Source organism: Micromonospora taraxaci (assembly GCF_007830095.1).
GTDB lineage: Bacteria > Actinomycetota > Actinomycetes > Mycobacteriales > Micromonosporaceae > Micromonospora > Micromonospora taraxaci.
On record NZ_VIWZ01000001.1, the window covers coordinates 1523951 to 1544102 of the forward strand.

Sequence of the window (20152 nt, forward strand, 5' to 3'; positions counted from 1 at the left end):
TGAACAAATAGCCGACAACACCACCCCGGAGGTTGCTCATGGCACCCCGTCCCACTCCCGCCGACAAGTTCTCCTTCGGGCTCTGGACCGTGGGTTGGCAGGCCCGCGACCCGTTCGGTGACGCCACGCGCCCCGAGCTCGACGCGGTCGAGGCAGTGCACCGGCTCGCCGAGCTGGGCGCGTACGGCATCACCTTCCACGACGACGACCTGATCCCGTTCGGCGCCGACGCCGCAACCCGCGACCAGCACATCGCGCGGTTCCGCAAGGCCCTCGACGAGACCGGCCTGGTGGTGCCGATGGTGACCACCAACCTGTTCACCCACCCGATCTTCAAGGACGGCGGCTTCACCAGCAACGACCGCGACGTCCGCCGCTACGCGCTGCGCAAGGTGCTGCGCCAGCTCGACCTGGCCGCCGAGCTGGGCGCGAGCACCTTCGTGATGTGGGGTGGCCGGGAGGGCTCCGAGTACGACCTCGCCAAGGACGTCCAGGCCGCCCTGGACCGCTACCGCGAGGCCGTCAACCTGCTCACCCAGTACTCCATCGACAAGGGCTACAACGTGCGGTTCGCCCTGGAGCCCAAGCCCAACGAGCCGCGCGGCGACATCCTGCTGCCGACCATCGGGCACGCGCTCGGCTTCATCTCCCAGCTGGAGCACCCGGAGCTGGTCGGCCTCAACCCGGAGGTCGGGCACGAGCAGATGGCAGGGCTCAACTACGCCCACGGCATCGCCCAGGCGCTCTGGCAGGGCAAGCTGTTCCACCTGGACCTCAACGGCCAGCGTGGCATCAAGTACGACCAGGACCTGGTCTTCGGCCACGGTGACCTGATGAACGCGTTCGCCCTGGTGGACCTCCTGGAGAACGGCGGCCCCAACGGCGGGCCGACCTACGACGGCCCCCGGCACTTCGACTACAAGCCCTCGCGCACCGAGGACATGGACGGGGTGTGGGCGTCGGCGGCGGCCAACATGAGCACCTACCTGCTGCTCAAGGAGCGCGCCGCGGCGTTCCGCGCCGACCCCGAGGTCGTCGAGGCGCTCGCCGCCAGCAAGGTCGGCGAGCTGAGCACGCCGACGCTGGGCGACGGCGAGGGCTACGAGGAGTTCCTGGCCGACCGGTCCGCGTTCGAGGACGTCGACGTGGACGCGGTGGCCGCGCGGGGCTTCGCCTTCGTCCGGCTCAACCAGCTCGCCGTCGAGCACCTGCTCGGCGCCCGCTGAGGCCCCGCCATGCCGTTGGTCGCGGGCGTCGACTCGTCCACCCAGTCCTGCAAGGTGGTCATCCGGGACGCGGAGACCGGTGCCCTGCTCCGGCAGGGTCGGGCCGCACATCCGGATGGCACCGAGGTCGACCCGGAGGCCTGGTGGCAGGCGCTGCGTAGCGCTGCCGACCAGGCCGGCGGGTTGGCCGACGTGGCCGCGATCTCCGTCGCCGGCCAGCAACACGGCATGGTGTGCCTCGACGAGGACGGCCGGGTGGTCCGCCCGGCGCTGCTGTGGAACGACACCCGGTCCGCCGACGCCGCCGCCGACCTCATCGAAGAGGCCGGCGGCGGTGCGGCCGGGCGTCGGTTCTGGGCCGAGGCCACCGGTAGCGTGCCGGTGGCCAGCTTCACCCTCACGAAGCTGCGCTGGCTGGCCCGGCACGAGCCGGAGCAGGCCGCCCGGGTGGCCGCCGTGTGCCTGCCACACGACTGGCTGACCTGGCGGTTGGCCGGCGCGCCGGGGTTGGACGCGCTGCGCACCGACCGGGGGGATGCGAGCGGCACCAGCTACTGGTCGCCGGCCAGCGGCGAATATCGGCTGGACCTGTTGGAGCAGGGCTTCGGGCGGCGACTGATCGTCCCGGAGGTGCTCGGCCCGGCGGACTCGGCGGGGAAGCTCGCCGACGAGTTGGGTGGGTCGGGCGGCGCGTTGCTCGGCGCGGGCACCGGCGACAACGCCGCCGCCGCGCTCGGCGTCGGGGCCGGCCCGGGTGACGTGATCGTCTCCATCGGCACCTCCGGCACGGTGTTCAGTGTCGCCGACGTGCCGGCCGGCGACGAGAGCGGCGCGGTGGCGGGCTTCGCCGACGCGTCCGGTCGCTTCCTTCCGCTGGTCGCCACGCTCAACGCGGCCCGGGTGCTGGACGCGGCCGCCACGATGCTCGGCGTCAGCCTGGACGAGTTGGCCGAGTTGGCGCTCTCCGCGCCGGCGGGTGCGGACGGGCTGGTCATGGTGCCCTATCTGGAGGGTGAGCGGACACCCAACCGGCCGCTCGCCACCGGGGCGGTGCACGGTCTGACCCTGCGTACGTCGACGCCCGCGCACCTGGCCCGTGCCGCCGTGGAGGGCATGCTCTGCGCGCTCGCCGACGGTCTGGACGCGCTGACCGCACAGGGCGCCACGGCCCGCCGGGTCATCCTGGTCGGCGGCGGGGCCAGGTCCGCCGCGGTGCGTCGGATCGCTCCGCAGGTATTCGGCTGCCCGGTCGTCGTCCCGCCGGCGGGGGAGTACGTCGCCGACGGCGCCGCCCGGCAGGCCGCCTGGGTCGCCCTGGGTGGTCCGACGCCGCCGGTCTGGGCAGTCGAGGGCACCGAGGAGTACGCGGCCGAGCCCGTCCTCGCCGTCCGTGAGCAGTACGCGGCGGCCCGTGGACTGGTGCTCGACCGCCGCTGACCGTCGGGATCGACGCGGGTGGGTGCCCGGGAAAGCTGACCGGCACCCACCCGCGTGACGACCTCCTCAGCCGCGTCTGGTTGGCTGCCGGTCATGACGGTGACCAGTGGCGGGCCCGGCCGGGGCGGGCAACAGCCCGGCCGACGCCCGCACGGCTGGGGCGGCGGCCCGGCGCACCGGCTGTACAGCGTCGTGGTGTTCGTGCTGCTCGCCTCACTGGACAACGTGGCCATCGGGCTGGTCCCGCCGCTGTACGGCCCGATCTCCGACGCGTTCGACGTGTCGGGGCGGCTGCTCGGTCTGGTCACCGCCCTCAGCTTCCTGGTCAGCGCGGTGGCAGCCGTCGGCTGGGCGTACGTCGGCGACCGGACCAACCGTAAGCCGCTGCTCATGGTGGGCACTCTGTTGTGGGCGGCGGGTACCGGCGGTAGCGCGCTCGCCGGCGGTTACCTGACGTTCTTCACTGGGCAACTGGTCGCCGCGGTCGGCCTCGGTGCGGTCGGCTCGGTCGGTTTCTCGGTGGTCACCGACCTGATCTCACCGACCCGGCGCGGGCTGGTGATGAGCTTCTGGGGGCTTTCCCAGGGGATCGGCACCCTGGCGGGCACCCTCCTCGGAGGGCTGCTCGGCGCGACGGACTGGCGGCGGCCGTTCCTGATCCTGACCGGCGTCGGCCTGGTCGCCACAGTGGCCTACCTGTTCACCTACGACATCCGGCGCGGCCAGAGCGAACCGGAGTTGGCCGACCGGCTGGACGCCGGCGCCGAGTACGACTACCGGATCAGCCGTGCCGACCTGCCGCGCATCCTGGCCCGACGCACCAACCGGTGGCTGATCCTGCAGGGCCTCACCGCACAGGCCGCCTTCGGGTCCCTGGTGTGGTTGCCGGTGCTCTTCGCCGAACGAGCCGAGGCCCAGGGCTACTCGTCGTCCACGGCGGTGGTGGTGGGCAGCGTCTTCGCCACGCTGTTCCAACTCGGCGGGGTGCTCTCCATCGTCGGTGGGCTGGTCGGCGACGCGCTGCAACGGCGTACGCCGAGAGGCCGCGCCCTGGTCGCCGCGGTCGGCATCCTCGCCGCGTTGCCGTTCTACCTGGTGTTGTTCTTCGTCCCGGTGACCATCGACGTGCCGGACGGCGCGAGCGGCGGCGCGGTGGTCGGCGCGGTGCTGTCCAGCGTCTTCACCGAGCCGTCGGTGGGGCTGAGCCTGCTCACCGCGATCGTGGCGCTCGCGCTGACGTCGGCCAACTCGCCGAACTGGTTCGCGCTGATCGCCGACGTCAACCCGCCGGAGCACCGGGGCACTGTCTACAGCCTGGGCAACCTGGTCAACGGGGTCGGTCGGGCGGCCGGCAACGGGCTGGTCGGGGTGGCGTTCCAGGGGCTGCGCGCGGCATTCCCGCCGCCGTTGAACTTCGCCGTCGGGCTGGCCGCGTTCCAGCTCTTCTTCATTCCCACGGGTGTCATGTACTGGCTGGCCTCGCGAACCTCACCGGCGGACATCGAGAACGTGCACGACCTGCTGCACACCCGAGCCGACCGCCTCTGACTCCCACGCGCCGCGCCCGCGCGTCCCACGCCTCAAGATCCGCGCAACATCAGGGAAAGTGCTGCCTCGGGCGAGCAGGAGGGGCCAACATCCCTGATGTTGCGCGGATCTTGGCCCCTCAGCGGCTCGGGTCAGGCGGTGCGCAGCCAGACGGTCACGTCGGTGGGGACGGCGCCGTCGTCTTCCAGGGGAGCGCTGCTCGCTAGCACCTCGGCATCGGTCGGTACCGGCACCGGGGTCTCGCCGAAGTTGGTCAGCACGGTCAGCTCGCCGTTGCGGAAGGTCAGCACCTCGTCGCCGGAGGACAACCATTCAAGGGTGCCGCGACCCAGCCCGTGGGCGCGACGCAGCCGCAGCGCCGTGCGGTACAGCTCGTACGTCGAGCCGGGCACGTCGCGCTGGCGGTCCAGCGCGTACTCCGCCCAGAGCGACGGCTGCGGCAGCCAGCTCGCGTCGGTGGGCCCGAAGCCGTACGACGGCGCGTCGGCCTCCCACGGGATCGGTACCCGGCAGCCGTCCCGGCCGCGCTGGGTGTGCCCGGTGCGTGCCCAGGTCGGGTCCTGCCGGGCCTCGTCCGGCAGCGTGGTGTGCTCGGGGAGACCCAGCTCCTCGCCCTGGTAGAGGTACGCGGAGCCGGGCAGGGCGAGCATCAGCAGCGTGGCTGCCCGGGCCCGGCGCAGGCCGAGTGCCGCGTCCGGCTGCGGGTCGCCGATGCCGATGCCGTTGGGGCGGCCACCGCCGATCGCCAGGCCGAGGCGGGACGCGTGCCGCACCACGTCGTGGTTGGACAGCACCCAGGTGGTCGGCGCGCCGACCGAGTCGGTCGCCTCCAACGAGCGGGTGATCACCGCGTACTGCGCCGGTGCGGTCCACGCGGCGAGCAGGTACTCGAAGTTGAACGCCTGGTGCATCTCGTCCGACCGCACGTACCGGGCCAGCCGCTCGGCCGGTTCCACCCATGCCTCGGCGACCAGCACCCGCTCGCCCGGGTAGCTGTCCAGGACCTGCCGCCACTGCCGGTAGATCTCGTGCACGCCCTCCTGGTCCCACATTGGTGGGCGCGGTTTGTCGATCTCGTTGCCGGAGAGGATCTCCTGCGGTTCCTGCCAGTCGGCCAGGTCGGCCTGCTTGACCAGGCCGTGCGCCACGTCGACCCGGAAGCCGTCCACCCCACGGTCCAACCAGAACCGCAGCACGTCCAGGAACTCCGCGTGGACCTCCGGGTTGTCCCAGTTGAGGTCCGGCTGGCCGGTGTCGAAGAGGTGCAGGTACCACTGGCCGGGCTGCCCGTCCGGGTCCACCGTGCGGGTCCAGGCGGGGCCGCCGAAGACGCTCTGCCAGTCGTTCGGCGGCTGCTCGCCGTCGGGGCCGAGACCGTCACGGAAGATGTACCGGGACCGTTCCGGGCTGCCGGGCGGGGTGGGCAGGGCCTCCTGGAACCAGCGGTGTGCCGAGGAGGTGTGGTTCGGCACCAGGTCCACGATCACCCGCAGGCCGCGGGACCGGGCTTCGGCGATCAGCTTGTCCGCGTCGGCGAGGCTCCCGAACAGCGGGTCGACGTCGCGGTAGTCGGCCACGTCGTAACCGGCGTCGGCCTGCGGCGACGGGTAGAACGGGGAGAGCCACACCGCGTCCACGCCCAGCTCGACCAGGTGGTCGAGGCGGGCGGTGATGCCGGGAAGGTCACCGATGCCGTCGCCGTCCGAGTCGGCGAACGAGCGGGGATAGATCTGGTAGATGGTCGCCTCGGTCCACCAGCCGGTGACCGGGTGACCGGAGGGGGTCTGCTGCGTCGGATCGGTGTTCAGGGTCTTCTCCCGTGTCGCGCTGTGGTTAGGTTTTCAGTGTGCCCGTGGTGGTGCTGTCGACTCCCGGACCACCAGCCGAGTGGGCAGGATCACCGATGTCTCGCAGTCGGCGCTCTGCTGACCCGGGATGGGCCCCGGGGGTCGGGCTTCGAGTGGGTCGAGCAGCATCCGGGCGGCCAGTCGGCCCTGCTCGGCGGCGGGCTGGGCGATGGTGCTGAGCCCGAGCATGCCGGCAAGGTCGTGGTCGTCGATGCCGATGACGCTGACGTCCTGTGGCACCCGCAGTCCGGCGTCGCGCAGCGCTGTCATCGCGCCCATCGCCATCTCGTCGCAGGCGGCGACGATGGCGGTCGGTGGGTCACCGCGGGCCAGCAACTCGGCGGTGGCCCGGGTGCCGCCGTCGATGGTGAAGGTGGACTCGACGTCGAGGCTCGGATCGGGCCGCAGGCCCGCGGCCCGCAACTCCGCCTGGTAGCCCCGGCGGCGGTCGAGGTGGGTGGTGAACGCCAACTCGTCGTCCGGGTCACCGGAGATGTGCGCGATCCGGTGGTGGCCGAGGTTGATCAGGTGTCGGGTGGCGGCCCGGGCGGCGGCCACGTCGTCGATGCGTACGCACGGCCAGTTGGGCACCCTGCTTCCCGAGCTGATGGTCACCCCGGGCAGTTCCAGGGCGGCCAGCGCGGTCAGGTCGGCTGGCCGCAGTGGGGTGGCGACCAGCATGATGGCGTCCACCCGCTTGTGCAGGTTGGCGGTCCGCAGGACCCGCTGGCGGACCTGCTCCCGACCACCCAGGTTGTAGAGCAGCAGGTCGTAGCCGGACTGGTGGAGGTATTCCTCGACCGCCTCCACGATGGTGCTGAAGAACCAGCGGGTGATCCGGGGAACCACCACGGCGACGGTGCCGGTCCGGCCACCGGCGAGCCTGGACGCGCTCGGCGACACCTCGTAGTCGAGCTGCTCGGCGGCGGCGAGCACTCGGCGTCGGGTGGCGGCCGAGACCGTCGGCAACCCGCGCAGGGCCCGCGAGACGGTGGCCGTGGACACGCCGGCCAGCCGGGCCACATCATCAATCTTCGTCACGGTTTCCCCCGCTCGGTGCCCGGCGCGCCCGCCGCCGCCCGAGGGGCCAGGCGGCGGCGGGCAAGCGGGTCAGCCCTTGACGCTGCCGGCGAGCAGACCTCGCACGAAGAAACGCTGCAGGGACAGGAAAACGATGAGCGGTACGACGATGGAGACGAACGCGCCGGCGGTGAGTCGCTGCCACTCGTTGCCCCGGGTGCCGGCCATCTCGGCCAGCCGGACGGTGAGCGGGGCGGTCTCGTTGCCGCCACCGGCGAAGATCAGCGCCACCAGCAGGTCGTTCCAGACCCAGAGGAACTGGAAGATGCCGAACGCCGCCAGCGCCGGGGTGATCAGCGGCAGCACGATGGTCCGGAAGATCTTCGGGTGGGTGGCGCCGTCGACGCGGGCCGCCTCCATCAGGTCCGAGGGCAGTTGCGAGACGAAGTTGTGCAGCAGGAAGACGGCGAACGGGAGCGCGAAGCAGGTGTGCGCGAACCACACCTGGGCGAACTTCTGTTCGTCGACCAGGTCCCAGGCCGGCATCAGTGTGACGCCGCCGAGGGTGACACCGGTGGAGAAGAACTTCAGCAGCGGCACCAGGGCCATCTGCAACGGGACGATCTGCAAGGCGAAGATCGCGATGTAGAGCCAGTCCCGGCCGCGGAAGTTGATCCATGCCAGCGCGTACGCGGCGAGGGCCGCGAACGCGAGCGGGAAGAGCACCGACGGGATGGTGATGGCCAGCGAGTTGATGAAGTAGCTGGCGAGCTGCCCGGAGGACGACGACCGTCCGAACAGGACCTGCTCGTAGTTCTCCAACGTGAACTGCGGGTTGGTGAACGCGGTCCACCAGCCGGTCGTCTTGATCTCGTCCTCGGGCCGGATGGAGGAGATGAACAGGCCGAAGGTCGGGACGGTCCAGACCACCGCGATGACGATCGAGACGAGCGTCGCGGTGCGGCTGTTGAGCCGCTTGCGGACCCTGCCGGCCGTGCTGGACGGGGTGCCGGCGGTCTTCTGTGTGCCGGCGGCGACGGTGGGCGTTGCGGTGGTCATCTCAGCCCTCCCGCTGCTGACGGAGGTTGCGGATCTGGTAGATCACGACCGGGATGACCAGGATGAACAGGAAGACCGCCAACGCGGAACCCTGCCCGTTCTGGCCGTACCGGAACGCCTGGTTGTACATCTCGCTGGCGATCACGCTGGTGTCGTAGTTGCCGTTGGTCGAGGTCCGGACGATGTCGAAGACCTTGAGCGTGGCGATCGTGAGGGTCACCACCACGACGATCAGGGCCGGCCGGATGCTCGGCATGGTGATCTGCCAGAACATCTGCCACGGGCTGACCCCGTCGAGGCGGGCGGCCTCCACGATGTCGCCGGGGATCGCCTTGATCGCGGCGGAGAGCACCACCATGGCGAAACCGGCCTGGATCCAGACCATGATGACGATGAGCAGGAGCGTGTTCAGCGGTGATTCGAGCAGCCACTGCTTCGGCTCACCACCGAGGCTGACCACGATCTGGTTGAGCAGACCGATCTGGTCACCCTCGCCCCGGTAGGCGTAGACGAACTTCCAGATGATGCTGGCGCCGACGAAGGAGATGGCCATCGGCAGGAAGATCAGTGACTTGGCCACCGCCTCGAACCGGGCCTTGTCCACCATCACGGCGTAGAGCAGGCCGAAGCCGGTCGCGACCAGGGGGACGAGGAGCACCCAGACCAGGGTGTTGATTAGAACTCGGACGATCGAGTCGTCGGAGAACATCCAGCCGTAGTTGCGCAGCCCCACCCAGTTGGTGCTGCTCCCGTCCATCAGGGAGAGCAGCATGGTGCGGATGGCCGGCACGACCAGGCCGATGAGGAGCAGCAACAGCGTCGGCAGCAGGAAGAAGAGCGCGAAGAGGCCCTCCCGCGGCTTGGTCCGGCGGGGGAGCGGGGCCCCACCCGCCGAGGCGGCGACGAGTTGCGCCTCCCGTCTCCGGGCGAACCAGGCCGGCACGACGTCGAGCAGCAGGAGCAGACCGCCCACCACCACCACGAAGGCGACCAGCCCGTACATCAGCATGAGGAGCTTCGGCTGCTCATCGGCGAAGTCGAACCCCATCAACCCTCCCTCTCGGGTCCACCTCGGCCGGTGGCCCGGCCCGCGAACGCAGGCCGGGCCACCGCCGGGATCACTTAGGCCAGCTGCTCTCGATGCCCTGGAGCACCGGGCCGGTCTGCTTGCCGTTCAGCCACTCGACCATGCCCTTCCAGAACGTTCCCGCGCCGACGGCGGCCGGCATCAGGTCGGATCCGTCGAAGCGGAAGGTACCGGTCTTGTCCTGCAGGATCTGGACGGAGAGCTTGTCGATCGGGCTGGCCACGTTGGCGATGTCCAGCTTGTTGTTCGCCGTCACCCAGTTGCCGAGCTTCGCGCGGCTGTTGACGTACTCCGCCGAGGCGAGGTAGGTCTGCACCGCCTGGACCTCGGGACGGTCGGCGTAGGCGACGACGAACTCGCCCGCGCCCAGCACCGGCTTGCCCTTGGCCGGGTCGATGGCCGGGAAGTAGAAGGCGAACGCGTCGCCGTCCTCGGCCACCTTGGTGCCCTCGGGGAACTGGTTGGCGTAGAACGACGCCTGCCGGTGCATCGCGCACTTGCCGGTGGTCACCGGCACGCCCGCCTCCTGGAAGGAGGTGGTGGTGATGCTCTTGACGCCGCCGAAGCCGCCGTTGACGTACTTCTCGTTCTTGAGGATGCTGCCGGCGCGGTCGACCGCGTCGACGATCTTCGGGTCGTTGAACGGGATCCCGTGGGTGGTCCACTGGTCGTAGACCTCGGGACCCTGCGTCCGCAGGATCACGTCCTCGATCCAGTCGGTGGCCGGCCAGCCGGTGGCGTCACCGGACTCGACGCCCACGCACCACGGCTTCGTGCCGCTGGCGGCGATCTTGTCGCTCAGGGCGATGAGCTGGTCCCAGGTGGTCGGAACCTCCCAGCCCTTCTCCTTGAACGTCTTCGGCGAGTACCACACGAAGGACTTCACGTTGGCGCCGAGCGGCACGCCGTAGAGCGTCCCGTTGACGGTGCCGTACTTCAGCCAGTCGGCCGGCATGTTCTGCTCGGCGAGGGCCTTGGTGTCGGCGCTCAGGGACTTCAGCTTGCCGGCGTCCGCGAACCGCTTCACGAGGCCGGGCTGCGGCACGAAGGCGATGTCGGGGGCGTTGCCACCGTCGACCCGGACGGGGAGCTGCGCCTCGAACTCGCCGCTGCCCTCGTACGCGATCTCGATGCCGGTGCAGTCGGTGAACTGCGACCAGGAGCGCTCCAGCAGGTCGGCCTCGGCGTCACGGATGGACGCGTAGATCGAGACCTTCTTGCCGTCGTGACCCTCGTACTTGTCGTATGCCGCGCACTCCGCGGAGCCCGCGTTGCTGCTCTTCTTGTCGCCGCCGGTGCCGCAGGCGGTGGCGCTGAACGCCAGCCCGAGTACGCCGGCGATCACGAAGGCCTGGCGTGGTCTGGTAAAGACCGCCATGCCGTCCTCCTTCCTAGCCGGCGCGGTCGTGCTGGTGACCCGTCGCCGGTCCGATTGGGCGTGCACACATGTAAGCGCTTGCATCCGGCCCGGTCCACCCCCTGTCAGACACGAGCGAGTAACAATCCGGAAACCTGCGGGCTGCCTGGTGGGCGCGCTCCCGGCAAGGATCATGGGCTCTTTCGAAGATTGACGATATCTGTCAGGCTAGGGCCACCTCATCGAAGGTTTTCGACATAGGAGGAGCTGTATGCGAAAGCGGTGGATCAGCCTGCTGGTGACGGGTCTGCTCGTCGGAGGCGTGTTGACGCCGGCGAGCCCGGCGCTGGCCGCACCGACCTTCAAGGTGCCGTTCCCGTGCGGCCAGTCCTGGTCCGGGCAGACCCGGACGGGTCACAGCCCGGCGAACGCCATCGACTTCAACCGCACCGACGACCTCGGCGACCCGGTCGTGGCCAGCGCCCCCGGCACCGTCGACCGGGTGACCGACCTCGGCGGCACCAGCTACGGCAAATATGTCCGAATCAACCACGGGGGCGGTTACAGCACCTACTACGCCCACCTCAACGGCTTCAACGTTTCCGTCGGCCAGACTGTCGGCTACGGCAAGGTGCTCGGCTGGGTCGGCAGCACCGGTGGCTCGACCGGCCCGCACCTGCACTACGAGCAGCGCCTCAACGGCGGCGACATCCAGGCGCGCTTCAACGGCGCCCTCGCCCTGTACTGGGGCACCAAGACCTACACCAGCGACAACGGGTGCTCCTCGGGCAGTGGCAACGGCACTGTCGACACCAGCGGCACCGCGTTGACCGTCCGGTCCGGCCCCGGCACCGGGTACGCCTCGGTGGGCACCGTCGCCGACGGCACCCGGGTGACCATCGCCTGCCAGACCAGTGGCACCACTGTCACCGGCACGTACGGCACCAGCTCGATCTGGGACCGGATCGGCTCCGGCAGGTTCATCGCCGACGCGTACGTGTACACCGGGCACGACGGCTACATCCCGGGCGTTCCCCGCTGCTGAGTGCGACGGGACGACGGTCTCCGGCGGGCGCACCGCCCGTCGGAGACCCTCCGGATCAGGAGTTCAGCTGCCAGATCGACAGGTTCAACGCGGCGGCGAAGGTGACCCAGGCCCAGTAGGGCAGCAGCAGGGCGGCCGCGACCCGGGTCACCCGGGCGAACAGCACCACGGTGAGGCCGATCGCCAACCACATCAGCACGATCTCGGCGAACGCCAGCCCGTAGCGGCCCGCGCCGAAGAACAGCGGCGTCCAGATGGCGTTGAGCACCAGTTGGGCGGTCCACGCCCAGAGGGCGAGGGAGAAGCCCACCCGCCGCCACACCAGCCAACCGGCAACCGCGATCAGGGCGTACAACAGCGACCAGACCGGGCCGAACAGCCACGAGGGCGGCGCCCAGCCGGGCTGCCGCAGGCTCGCGTACTCGTCGGTGGTGCCCTGCACGCCCAGCCCGCCGATGGCGGCCGCGACGAAGACGGCCGCCGCGAAACCGGCGAGGGCCCACCACTGTCGCCGGCCCAAGGCCGTCGGAGCGTCCCGAGATGTCTCCATAATCAAGATGTTTCCGGATCGCGCCGGGTCAAACCGCCCAGACAAGAAAGCGCCGGGATCGCCGCCACCGGTGCTCCTGTCGGGAGGACGGAGTTCCGGTCACGGCGACCCCGGCGGGTCCCGGTGTTAGGAAGTGAGCGCGTCAATTGAAGATGCTGACACCACCCGGGCCGACCAACAGCCCGACAACGATGAGGACGATGCCCCACAGGATCTGCCGGCGGAACAGCGCGAGGATGCCGGCGACCACGAGTACGACTGCGAGAATCCAGAGAATCAGCTCCATGACCTCTGACTACCCGACTGGCCGATCGCGGAAACCTGGTCGGTGTCAAGTTGATCGCCGACGTGGAAGACGCTGTACGCCTGCTTGATCACCGGGTGCGCGACGTTGCGGACGCGTACCCCACCGGGGGTGGTGCCGCGCTCGGTGCCGGCGTGCGCGTGCCCGTGCAGGGCCAGCGCCGTGGGGGCCGAGTCGATCGCCTGCCCCAACTGGTACGACCCCAGGAACGGGTAGATCTCCAGCGGTTCGCCGACCAACGTGTCCGGCACCGGTGAGTAGTGGGTGAGCGCGACGAGCATGTCGCAGTCCAGCGAACGGAGCGCAGTGCCGAGGCTCTCGGCGCTCTCGTTGGTGGTCCGGACGAACGCCTTCATCTCCGGCTCACCGAAGTCGCTCGCGCACCGCCCGGCGAACCCGCCGCCGAAGCCCTTCACGCCGGCGATGCCGAGCCGGCCGCCGGCGCAGTCCAGCACGACGCCGTTGCCCTCCAGCACTGTGATGCCCGCGTCCTCCAGCACCTTGACCACCTGCGGCACCTGGTCGCACTGGTGGTCGTGGTTGCCGAGCACGGTCACCACCGGCACGGCCAGGCCGCCGAACTCCTCCGCCACGCAGCGCGCCTCGGCCTCGGTGCCGTGCCGGGTCAGGTCACCGGCCAGCAGCAGCACGTCGGCGCAGTCCGGCAGCTCCTCCAGCGCGGGGCGGAACCGTCCGACCACGTCCTCGTCCAGATGTACGTCGCCCACGGCGGCGATCCGGATCACCATGGAACCTCCCTCAGGGCAGTTGCTCGATCTCCGTGGGCGCGTGCGTGCGGATCACCCCGATGTCGCTGGTGATCGGCACGTCCGGGAAACGCTCGGACACCCGGCGCAGGATCTCCTCGCGCCGGTGCGGGCTCTCCACCTCGCCGTTGAGCACGATGGCGCGTTCCCGGCGGACCACGGTGATCCCTTGTTCGGCGACGGCGGGGTCCTCGGCGAGGAGCCGTTGGATCTCCGCTTCGACGTACTCGTCCGGTGGCCCGGCGTCGATGTCGCGATGGTGGGTCACGATGTCCCCTCTCCGGTCGGGGTGCCGGTGCCCGGCACCACCTCCAGCCGGTCCAGCAGCACGAGGAACGCCTCGGCGTACGGCGAGTGCTGCGTCTCCTTGCGTACCCGCTCCCAGTCGATCTGTTCCCGTAGCGATCGGGCCAGCGGCAGGCCACGGGCGAAGTCGCAGTAGTGCTGCGAGAAGCTCAGCAGCTTGTGCACCATCAATTGGGTGGCCGACAGGACCGGCATGTGGATCGCGTCCACCGGCCGGATGACTGTGTCGGCGAACGTCTCCTCGGTCACCGGCGTCTCGATCGGCCGGTGGATCAGGTCCACCATCCGGCCGTCGTCGAAGACCTTGACCAACCAGTCCTCCGGTGGGCGCTCGGCCACGAACCCGGCGGCCACCAGTGCTTCCAGCGCCTGCTCCACGTCGGTCTCCCGGATCAGGAAGTCGACGTCGTGGTCGCTGGAGTGGCCTCCGTGGGCGTAGACGGCGAAGCTGCCGCCCAGGGCGAACGGAATCTCGGACTGCTTGAGCACGGCGGCGACCTTTTTCAGGGTGTGCACCAGACTCTCGTCCCCGCGCTCAGCCATCTGGTTCTCCCGTCGTCGTATAGGTGGACCGGCGGTTGGATTTCGAACTCCGGTACCCGGCATTCCGGTCGGCCACACCTGCTGGCGTCGCGGTCAGGTGTCAACAGGGATGAACCACTACAAACCTCGCGGCGTAGGTGCGTGGGTCGGATAGCCTGTGGAAGGTGGCCAGATCATCGGGGATGCGTCGACGCAGGGCCCGGTTGCGCACCGTCGCCCTGATCGGGATCGACGGCTCCGGCAAGACCACCCAGGCGCACCGACTGGCCGACGCGCTGACCGCGGCCGGCCGCCCGGCGACGTACCGGCGCAACGCCAGCGGACGGCGATGGCTCGGTCGGCTCGCCCATCGGCTCGGCCGACCCGACGCGCAGCGGCTCGTCGGGCGGGACGGCGTACTGGCGGTGGAGTCCGTGCTGCGCTGGCTCGCGATCGCCGTCGCTCTAATCAGTTGCCTGCTCACCGGCCGGACAGCGGTGATGGACCGCTACTCGGCCTGCCAGTACGCGAGCATCCGCGCACACGGCGGGCAACGCTGGGAGCGGCTGGCGCGGGCCGGTTACCGGCTCTTCCCGACGCCGCAGGTGACCTTCCTGCTCTCCGTGGACCCGGCGGAGGCGTACCGGCGGATCGAAGAGCGCGGCACCGACCACGAGACGATGGGCTGGCTGACCGCCGCCGACACCGCCTACCGGGCCCTCCCCGAATACCCGAGTTTCGTGCTCGTGGACGCGGGTCGCCCGGCCGAGGAGGTCAGCGAGCAGATCCAGGCGCACCTGGAGACCTGGCTGCCGCCCTCCTCGGACCAGCCGCGGGACGCGGGCCCGTTGGCGACTCAGGCCCGCCCGTAGACCGGCACTGTGGCGCCGCTGGTCGGCGCGGACTCCGCCGACGAGAGGAAACGGATCACCGGGGCTATCTCCGCCGGGGTCACCCAACGCGAGTGGTCGGCGTCGGGCTGGGCGGCCCGGTTCGCCGGGGTGTCGATGACGCTGGGCAGCACTGTGTTGCAGCGCACCCCACGGTGCCGGTACTCCACCGCTACCGCGTTGGCGAAGGCCAGCACCGCCGCCTTGGCCGTCACGTAGCCGGCCGCGCCCGGGAACGGGGCGACCGCCGCGCGGGCCGAGACGCAGACCACCGCGCCCTGACCGGTCGACATCAGGTGCGGCAGCGCGGCCTGGGTGACCAGGTAGGTCGGCCGCAGGTTGACGGCGAGCATCCGCTCGAAGACCTCGACCGGCGTCTCGTGCACCAGGCCACCGCTGGCGTACCCGCCGACCAGGTTGACCACGGCCCGCAGCGGCGCCGTGGGTTCGCCGGCGGCGACATCGACCGCCCGCGTCACGTCTACCGGATCGCTCAGGTCCGCGACCAGTCGAACCACACCAGCCGCCGGCTCCGACCCGGGCCGGGCATCCCGCTTCGGTACGACCACCCGCCAGCCCGCCTCGACGAATGAGGCGACGACCGCCCCGCCCAGCCCGCCGCTCCCGCCGGTAACCAACACACTGCCCACCACCATCCCCCCACGCTAACCCCCACCCCCTCCCCGCGCGCCCCCTCCGTCGATCATGAAGTTTTCGCCGCGACACGCCGAGCCGGGTGGCGACAACGTCATGATCGAGGTCTGCCGTCGGCAGAGTGGTTGGGTCGTGGGGCGGTCGGGGGCGCAGGATCGGCGGATGCGGATTCTGATTCTCGGTGGCACCCGGTTCCTTGGGCGGGCACTGGCCCGGCTCGCCGTCGCGCAGGGACACGACGTCACGTGCGCCGCTCGTGGTGTGTCCGGCGCCGTTCCGGCCGGGGCCACGTTGGTGCCGGTCGACCGGGACGACCCGGACGCGCTGGTGCCGCTCGCCAGCGACGGCTTCGACGCCGTGATCGACGTGACCCGCCAGGTCAGCCACGCCCGGCACGCGCTCGCCGCGCTCGCCGACCACGTCGGCCACTGGTCTTTCGTCTCGACGATCTCGGTGTACGCCGACAACACCACCCCGGGCCAGACCGCTGTCGACGCGCCGGTGCTGGCAGCGGCCCCGCCGGACGTGGACGGACCGGTCGGCCCGGACCACACCTGGTACGGCGAGTGCAAGGTGAGCATCGAGCAGGCGGTTCGGCAGCGGGTGGGCGTCGGCCGGTCGTTCATCTGCCGGGCGGGGCTGATCGTCGGCGTCGAGGACCCGAGCGACCGCTTCCCGTACTGGGTGCGGCGGCTGGGGGCCGGTGGCGAGATCCTCGCGCCCGGACGCCCGACCGACCGTGTGCAGTTCGTGGACGTCGCCGATCTGGCGAGCTGGCTGCTGCACGCCGCCGGGACCCGCCTCGGCGGCACGTACGACGGCATCGGGCCGGCGATGACCCGGGCCGACTTCCTGGCCGGGGTGGCCGCCGGGCTGGACGTGGCCGACCCCGCCGTGACCTGGGTCGATCAGGACTTCCTGACCTCGCACGATGTGCGCGAGTGGTCGGGGGAGCGGGCACTGCCGCTCTGGGTGCGACTGCCGGAGTCCGGTGGCCTGATGGACCGCGACGCTCGACCGGCTCTGGCAGCCGGGTTGGCGGTCCGTCCGTTGTCCGACACCGTTCGGGCGACCGCGTCCTGGATGGCAGCACAGCCGGACGCCGTACGGCAGGGTGGTCTCGACCCGGCGGATGAGGCGGCGGTGCTGCGGGAGTGGCAGGCTGTGCGGGACCGGTGATCCCGGCTGCCGACACTTCCCCCACCCGGACAGTCATAGTTGACGCTCACGCCTGGTGAAAGTAAGTTTCATCCGTGGCGAAGAGTCCGAAGATTTCTGCGAGTCAGGAGCCCGGTGGGCTCATCGTCCACATCAGCGGGCTGTTGCCATCGCTGTCGCCCGCCGAGCAGCGGGTTGCCCGGCTGGTCGTGTCCGACCCGGCTGCCGCCGCGCGGCGGACCATCACCGACCTCGCCACCGCAGCGGAGACATCCGAGGCGACCGTCATCCGATTCTGCCGTTCGGTGGGCATGGACGGTTACCCCCAACTGCGCATCCGCCTCGCCGCCGAGGCCGCCCGCCGGATCGAACCGCCGGACGCCCGGGTGGTCGGCGGTGACATCCCGCCCGGTGCCGACCTCGCACAGATCATCGCCACCATCGCGTTCAACGACGCCCGAGCGGTCGAGGAGACCGCCGAGCAACTCGACCCCGCCGTCTGCGAGCAGGTGGTCGAGGCGATCAGTGGCGCCGGTCGGATCGACATCTACGGCGCCGGCGCCAGCGGGTTCGTCGCCTCGGACTTCCAGCAGAAACTGCACCGCATCGGCCGGATCGCCTTCTACTTCCCGGACGTGCACACCGCGCTGACCTCCGCGGCCCTCCTCGGCCGGGGAGACGTGGCGATCGGCATCTCGCACACCGGCACCACCTCCGACGTGATCGAGGTGCTGGAGCAGGCCCGAACGCGGGGTGCCGTCACAGTGGCGCTGACCAACTTCCCCCGGTCACCGATCACCGACGTGGCGGACTTCGTGTTGACCACGGCGGCCCGCGAGACCACCTACCGCTCCGGCGCGACAGCCAGCCGGCTGGCCCAGCTCACAGTGGTCGACTGCCTCTTCGTCGGCGTGGCGGCCCGCAACCGGGCCCGGGCCCGTAAGGCACTCGAGGCGACCGCCGAGGCGGTCCAGTCGCACCGGGTGGGTGCCAACCGGAGGCGGGCATGACGGCCGGGGCGGTGGAACCGGACAAGGACATGCCAGCGTCACCCGCCCGCCCCACCGTCCGGGTGGGCGCCCCCACCGAACGGCGCAACCCCCTCAGCGTCGACCTCGACCTGATGTCGACCCGCGACGTCCTCACCGTGATCAACGAGGCGGACCGGCGGGTGCCGGCGGCGGTCGCCGCGGTGCTCGACGAGATCGCCGCCACCGTCGACCTGGCAGTCGCGGCCCTGCGCGGCGGTCACCGGGTGCACTACTTCGGGGCCGGCACCTCCGGCCGCCTCGGTGTGCTCGACGCTGCCGAGCTGGCCCCCACCTTCAACTCGCCCCGGCACTGGTTCTGCGCCCACCTCGCCGGTGGCCCGGACGCCATGTGGCGGGCCGTCGAGGACGCCGAGGACGACGACCGGGGCGGAGCGGTCGAGGCGGCCAGTTGCGTGCGTGCCGGTGACGTCGCGGTCGGCCTGGCGGCCAGCGGACGCACCCCGTACGTCCTCGGGGCGCTCGCCGCGGCCCACGCCAAGGGTGCTTCGACGGTGCTGCTCTGCGCCAATCCGGAGGCGGAGGCCGCCCGGTCGGTCGACGTGTTCATCGGGGTGGACACCGGACCCGAGGTGGTCACCGGGTCGACCCGGATGAAGGCGGGCACGGCGCAGAAGTTGGTGCTCAACGCGTTCTCGACAGCCGTGATGGTGCGACTGGGTCGGGTCTACTCGAACCTCATGATCGATATGGTCGCCACCAACGCGAAGCTCCGCGGACGATTGATCTCGATTCTGGTCGAGGCCACCGGCTGCTCCGAGCAGGTCTCCCAGAAAGCCCTCGCGGAGGCCGGCGGTGACCTGAAGACGGCGCTCGTCTCCCTGGTCTCCGGGGCCGAGGTCGACGCCGCCCGGGCCGCGCTGGCCCGTTCCGCCCACCAGGTACGCGGCGCCCTCGCCCTGCTCGCCCGCTGACGCCCGCTCCGGGGGAGCGGGAAGCGAAAGGCCCCTCGGATTGTTCATCTGGCCGGGGGGTAATAACACTCCCGATGGATGAACCGACCGGTCCGCCGCTGCGTATCTGCCAGTGACCAGGATCGCAGCGTGGTGGTGACCCGGGTCGCTGTGCCCCCACGGCTGGCGGTGTTGCCATGGTGCGGTGACCCGTGCGTGGTGCCCAACGGAGAGCCGCCCGACGGGGTGCTGACAGCAAACATGGACCGTGCTCTCAGCTAGTACTCAGGCATTCGTGACACTTTCGACTCACGAGACGGAATCCCCGACACGTCTCATCTGTTGTGTAGGTGTCAGCACCGCTGGGCACAGCAGAAGTTACCAGGGGTTGACGGACGTGGGGAATGGCAAGGAACCGGGCAACCGGCGCGAGCGAGGGGACCGTGGGCAACGTGGACAAGAACATCGGCATGCGAACCGACGAGGTTGCCGAGGAGCGCGACCTGGTCGGCGTCTACCTGCACGAGATCTCCCGGACGCCACTGCTGGACGCCGCCAAGGAGGTCGATCTCTCCAAGGCGATCGAGGCCGGCCTCTACGCCGAGCACCTGCTCGGTGAGGATGCCGTTCCCGCCGGTGTCGACCGGGCCGACCTGGAGTGGCTGGTCGTCGAGGGGGAGCGCGCGAAGGACCTCTTCATCCGCGCCAACCTCCGGCTGGTCGTGTCGATCGCCCGCCGTTACGTGCGTTCGGGCATGCCCATGCTGGACCTGATCCAGGAGGGCAACACCGGCCTGGTCCGGGCGGTCGAGAAGTTCGACTACGAGCGCGGCTACAAGTTCTCCACCTACGCGACGTGGTGGATCCGCCAGGCGATCAGCCGGGCGATCGCCCAGCAGGAGCGCACCGTCCGTCTGCCGGTGCACCTGGTGGAGGACGTCAACCGGATGCGCAACGTGGCTCGGCAGTTGACCCGTGAGTTGGGCAGCGACCCGGAGCCGGAGCAGATTGCGGCAGCGCTCGGCGTCACCGTCGAGCGGGTCAACGAGTTGCGGCGCTGGTCGCAGGACACCGTCTCGCTGGACACCCCGGTGGGCGACGACGGCGACACCAACCTCGGTGACCTGGTCGCCGACAGTGACGCCCCGTCGCCGGAGGACATCGTCCTCAGCGGTCTGGAGCGGCAGCGCATCGAGGGGCTGCTCAACCACCTCGACGACCGGTCCGCCGGCATCATGCGGGCCCGCTACGGGCTGGAAGACGGCCGGGAGCACTCGCTCACCGAGGTCGCCTCCCGGTTCTCGCTGTCCCGCGAGCGGATTCGACAGCTGGAGATCCAGGCGCTCGGCCGGCTGCGTGAGCTGGCCCGGGCAGAGGGGCTGCAGGCAGCCTGACCTGGTAGTAATGACGGCGAACGGCCGGCGTCCGATAGG

The 20152-nt window shown here is 70.5% G+C and carries 20 protein-coding genes; 9 read left to right on the plus strand and 11 right to left on the minus strand.

Annotated elements, in window-relative coordinates:
* Positions 1–38: 38 nt before the first annotated feature.
* The 3 genes from xylA to FHU34_RS07205 all read left to right on the plus strand — a co-directional run bounded on the left by xylA (position 39) and on the right by FHU34_RS07205 (position 4211).
* Positions 39–1226 carry a xylose isomerase gene (gene xylA / locus FHU34_RS07195; protein WP_145779259.1) on the plus strand — a complete coding sequence of 396 codons (1188 nt, stop codon included), beginning with the start codon at positions 39–41 and terminating at the stop codon, positions 1224–1226.
* A gap of 9 nt (positions 1227–1235) precedes the next feature.
* Complete coding sequence (gene xylB / locus FHU34_RS07200; RefSeq protein ID WP_145779260.1) at positions 1236–2663, plus strand: xylulokinase; 1428 nt, start codon at positions 1236–1238, stop codon at positions 2661–2663.
* 93 nt (positions 2664–2756) lie between these two features.
* Positions 2757–4211, plus strand: a complete 1455-nt coding sequence (locus tag FHU34_RS07205) for an MFS transporter (RefSeq protein ID WP_244311576.1) — start codon at positions 2757–2759, stop codon at positions 4209–4211.
* A gap of 131 nt (positions 4212–4342) precedes the next feature.
* Here FHU34_RS07205 and FHU34_RS07210 read toward each other — a convergent pair whose 3' ends face one another.
* The 5 genes from FHU34_RS07210 to FHU34_RS07230 form a co-directional block, all read right to left on the minus strand.
* On the minus strand, positions 4343–6019 hold the full coding sequence (locus FHU34_RS07210; RefSeq protein WP_145779261.1) for a glycoside hydrolase family 13 protein: 1677 nt from the start codon (positions 6017–6019) through the stop codon (positions 4343–4345).
* Positions 6020–6052: 33 nt separating this feature from the next.
* Complete coding sequence (locus FHU34_RS07215; protein WP_145779262.1) at positions 6053–7099, minus strand: LacI family DNA-binding transcriptional regulator; 1047 nt, start codon at positions 7097–7099, stop codon at positions 6053–6055.
* Between the two features lie 69 nt (positions 7100–7168).
* On the minus strand, positions 7169–8137 hold the full coding sequence (locus FHU34_RS07220; protein WP_145779263.1) for a carbohydrate ABC transporter permease: 969 nt from the start codon (positions 8135–8137) through the stop codon (positions 7169–7171).
* 1 nt (position 8138) lies between these two features.
* Positions 8139–9185 carry a carbohydrate ABC transporter permease gene (locus tag FHU34_RS07225; RefSeq protein WP_145779264.1) on the minus strand — a complete coding sequence of 349 codons (1047 nt, stop codon included), beginning with the start codon at positions 9183–9185 and terminating at the stop codon, positions 8139–8141.
* A 70-nt stretch (positions 9186–9255) separates the two neighbouring features.
* Positions 9256–10602: an ABC transporter substrate-binding protein gene (locus FHU34_RS07230; RefSeq protein WP_145779265.1), complete on the minus strand. Its 1347-nt coding sequence runs from the start codon at positions 10600–10602 to the stop codon at positions 9256–9258.
* Positions 10603–10852: 250 nt separating this feature from the next.
* Between FHU34_RS07230 and FHU34_RS07235 the strand changes: the two genes are divergently transcribed.
* Positions 10853–11626 carry a M23 family metallopeptidase gene (locus tag FHU34_RS07235; RefSeq protein WP_145779266.1) on the plus strand — a complete coding sequence of 258 codons (774 nt, stop codon included), beginning with the start codon at positions 10853–10855 and terminating at the stop codon, positions 11624–11626.
* A 55-nt stretch (positions 11627–11681) separates the two neighbouring features.
* Here the strand turns inward: FHU34_RS07235 and FHU34_RS07240 are convergent, their stop codons facing one another.
* The 5 genes from FHU34_RS07240 to FHU34_RS07255 form a co-directional block, all read right to left on the minus strand.
* Positions 11682–12176: a TspO/MBR family protein gene (locus FHU34_RS07240; RefSeq protein ID WP_145779267.1), complete on the minus strand. Its 495-nt coding sequence runs from the start codon at positions 12174–12176 to the stop codon at positions 11682–11684.
* A 142-nt stretch (positions 12177–12318) separates the two neighbouring features.
* The gene (locus tag FHU34_RS32865; protein ID WP_007464364.1) at positions 12319–12462 is read right to left on the minus strand and encodes a GPGG-motif small membrane protein; all 144 of its coding nucleotides are present in this window, start codon (positions 12460–12462) and stop codon (positions 12319–12321) included.
* Positions 12453–13229: a metallophosphoesterase family protein gene (locus FHU34_RS07245; protein ID WP_145779268.1), complete on the minus strand. Its 777-nt coding sequence runs from the start codon at positions 13227–13229 to the stop codon at positions 12453–12455. Before FHU34_RS07245 ends, FHU34_RS32865 begins: the two co-directional genes overlap by 10 nt.
* A 10-nt stretch (positions 13230–13239) precedes the next feature.
* Positions 13240–13515, minus strand: a complete 276-nt coding sequence (locus FHU34_RS07250) for a hypothetical protein (RefSeq protein ID WP_145779269.1) — start codon at positions 13513–13515, stop codon at positions 13240–13242.
* Positions 13512–14096, minus strand: a complete 585-nt coding sequence (locus tag FHU34_RS07255) for a nucleotidyltransferase family protein (protein WP_145779270.1) — start codon at positions 14094–14096, stop codon at positions 13512–13514. Before FHU34_RS07255 ends, FHU34_RS07250 begins: the two co-directional genes overlap by 4 nt.
* A gap of 182 nt (positions 14097–14278) precedes the next feature.
* Between FHU34_RS07255 and FHU34_RS07260 the strand changes: the two genes are divergently transcribed.
* On the plus strand, positions 14279–14947 hold the full coding sequence (locus FHU34_RS07260) for a dTMP kinase (protein WP_145785470.1): 669 nt from the start codon (positions 14279–14281) through the stop codon (positions 14945–14947).
* Here FHU34_RS07260 and FHU34_RS07265 read toward each other — a convergent pair.
* Positions 14932–15621 carry an SDR family NAD(P)-dependent oxidoreductase gene (locus FHU34_RS07265; RefSeq protein WP_145779271.1) on the minus strand — a complete coding sequence of 230 codons (690 nt, stop codon included), beginning with the start codon at positions 15619–15621 and terminating at the stop codon, positions 14932–14934. The two genes, FHU34_RS07260 and FHU34_RS07265, sit on opposite strands and share 16 nt — an antisense overlap.
* Positions 15622–15781: 160 nt before the next feature.
* Here FHU34_RS07265 and FHU34_RS07270 point away from each other — a divergent pair, with 160 nt between their 5' ends.
* The 4 genes from FHU34_RS07270 (at position 15782) to FHU34_RS07290 (ending at position 20113) form a co-directional block, all read left to right on the plus strand.
* Complete coding sequence (locus FHU34_RS07270; protein WP_145779272.1) at positions 15782–16798, plus strand: NAD-dependent epimerase/dehydratase family protein; 1017 nt, start codon at positions 15782–15784, stop codon at positions 16796–16798.
* Positions 16799–16872: 74 nt separating this feature from the next.
* Positions 16873–17787, plus strand: coding sequence for a MurR/RpiR family transcriptional regulator (locus tag FHU34_RS07275; protein WP_088949842.1), 915 nt, complete (start codon positions 16873–16875; stop codon positions 17785–17787).
* Positions 17784–18740 carry an N-acetylmuramic acid 6-phosphate etherase gene (locus tag FHU34_RS07280; RefSeq protein ID WP_145779273.1) on the plus strand — a complete coding sequence of 319 codons (957 nt, stop codon included), beginning with the start codon at positions 17784–17786 and terminating at the stop codon, positions 18738–18740. Before FHU34_RS07275 ends, FHU34_RS07280 begins: the two co-directional genes overlap by 4 nt.
* Before the next feature lie 383 nt (positions 18741–19123).
* Positions 19124–20113: a sigma-70 family RNA polymerase sigma factor gene (locus FHU34_RS07290; protein ID WP_088987946.1), complete on the plus strand. Its 990-nt coding sequence runs from the start codon at positions 19124–19126 to the stop codon at positions 20111–20113.
* The last annotated feature ends 39 nt before the right edge of the window (positions 20114–20152 follow it).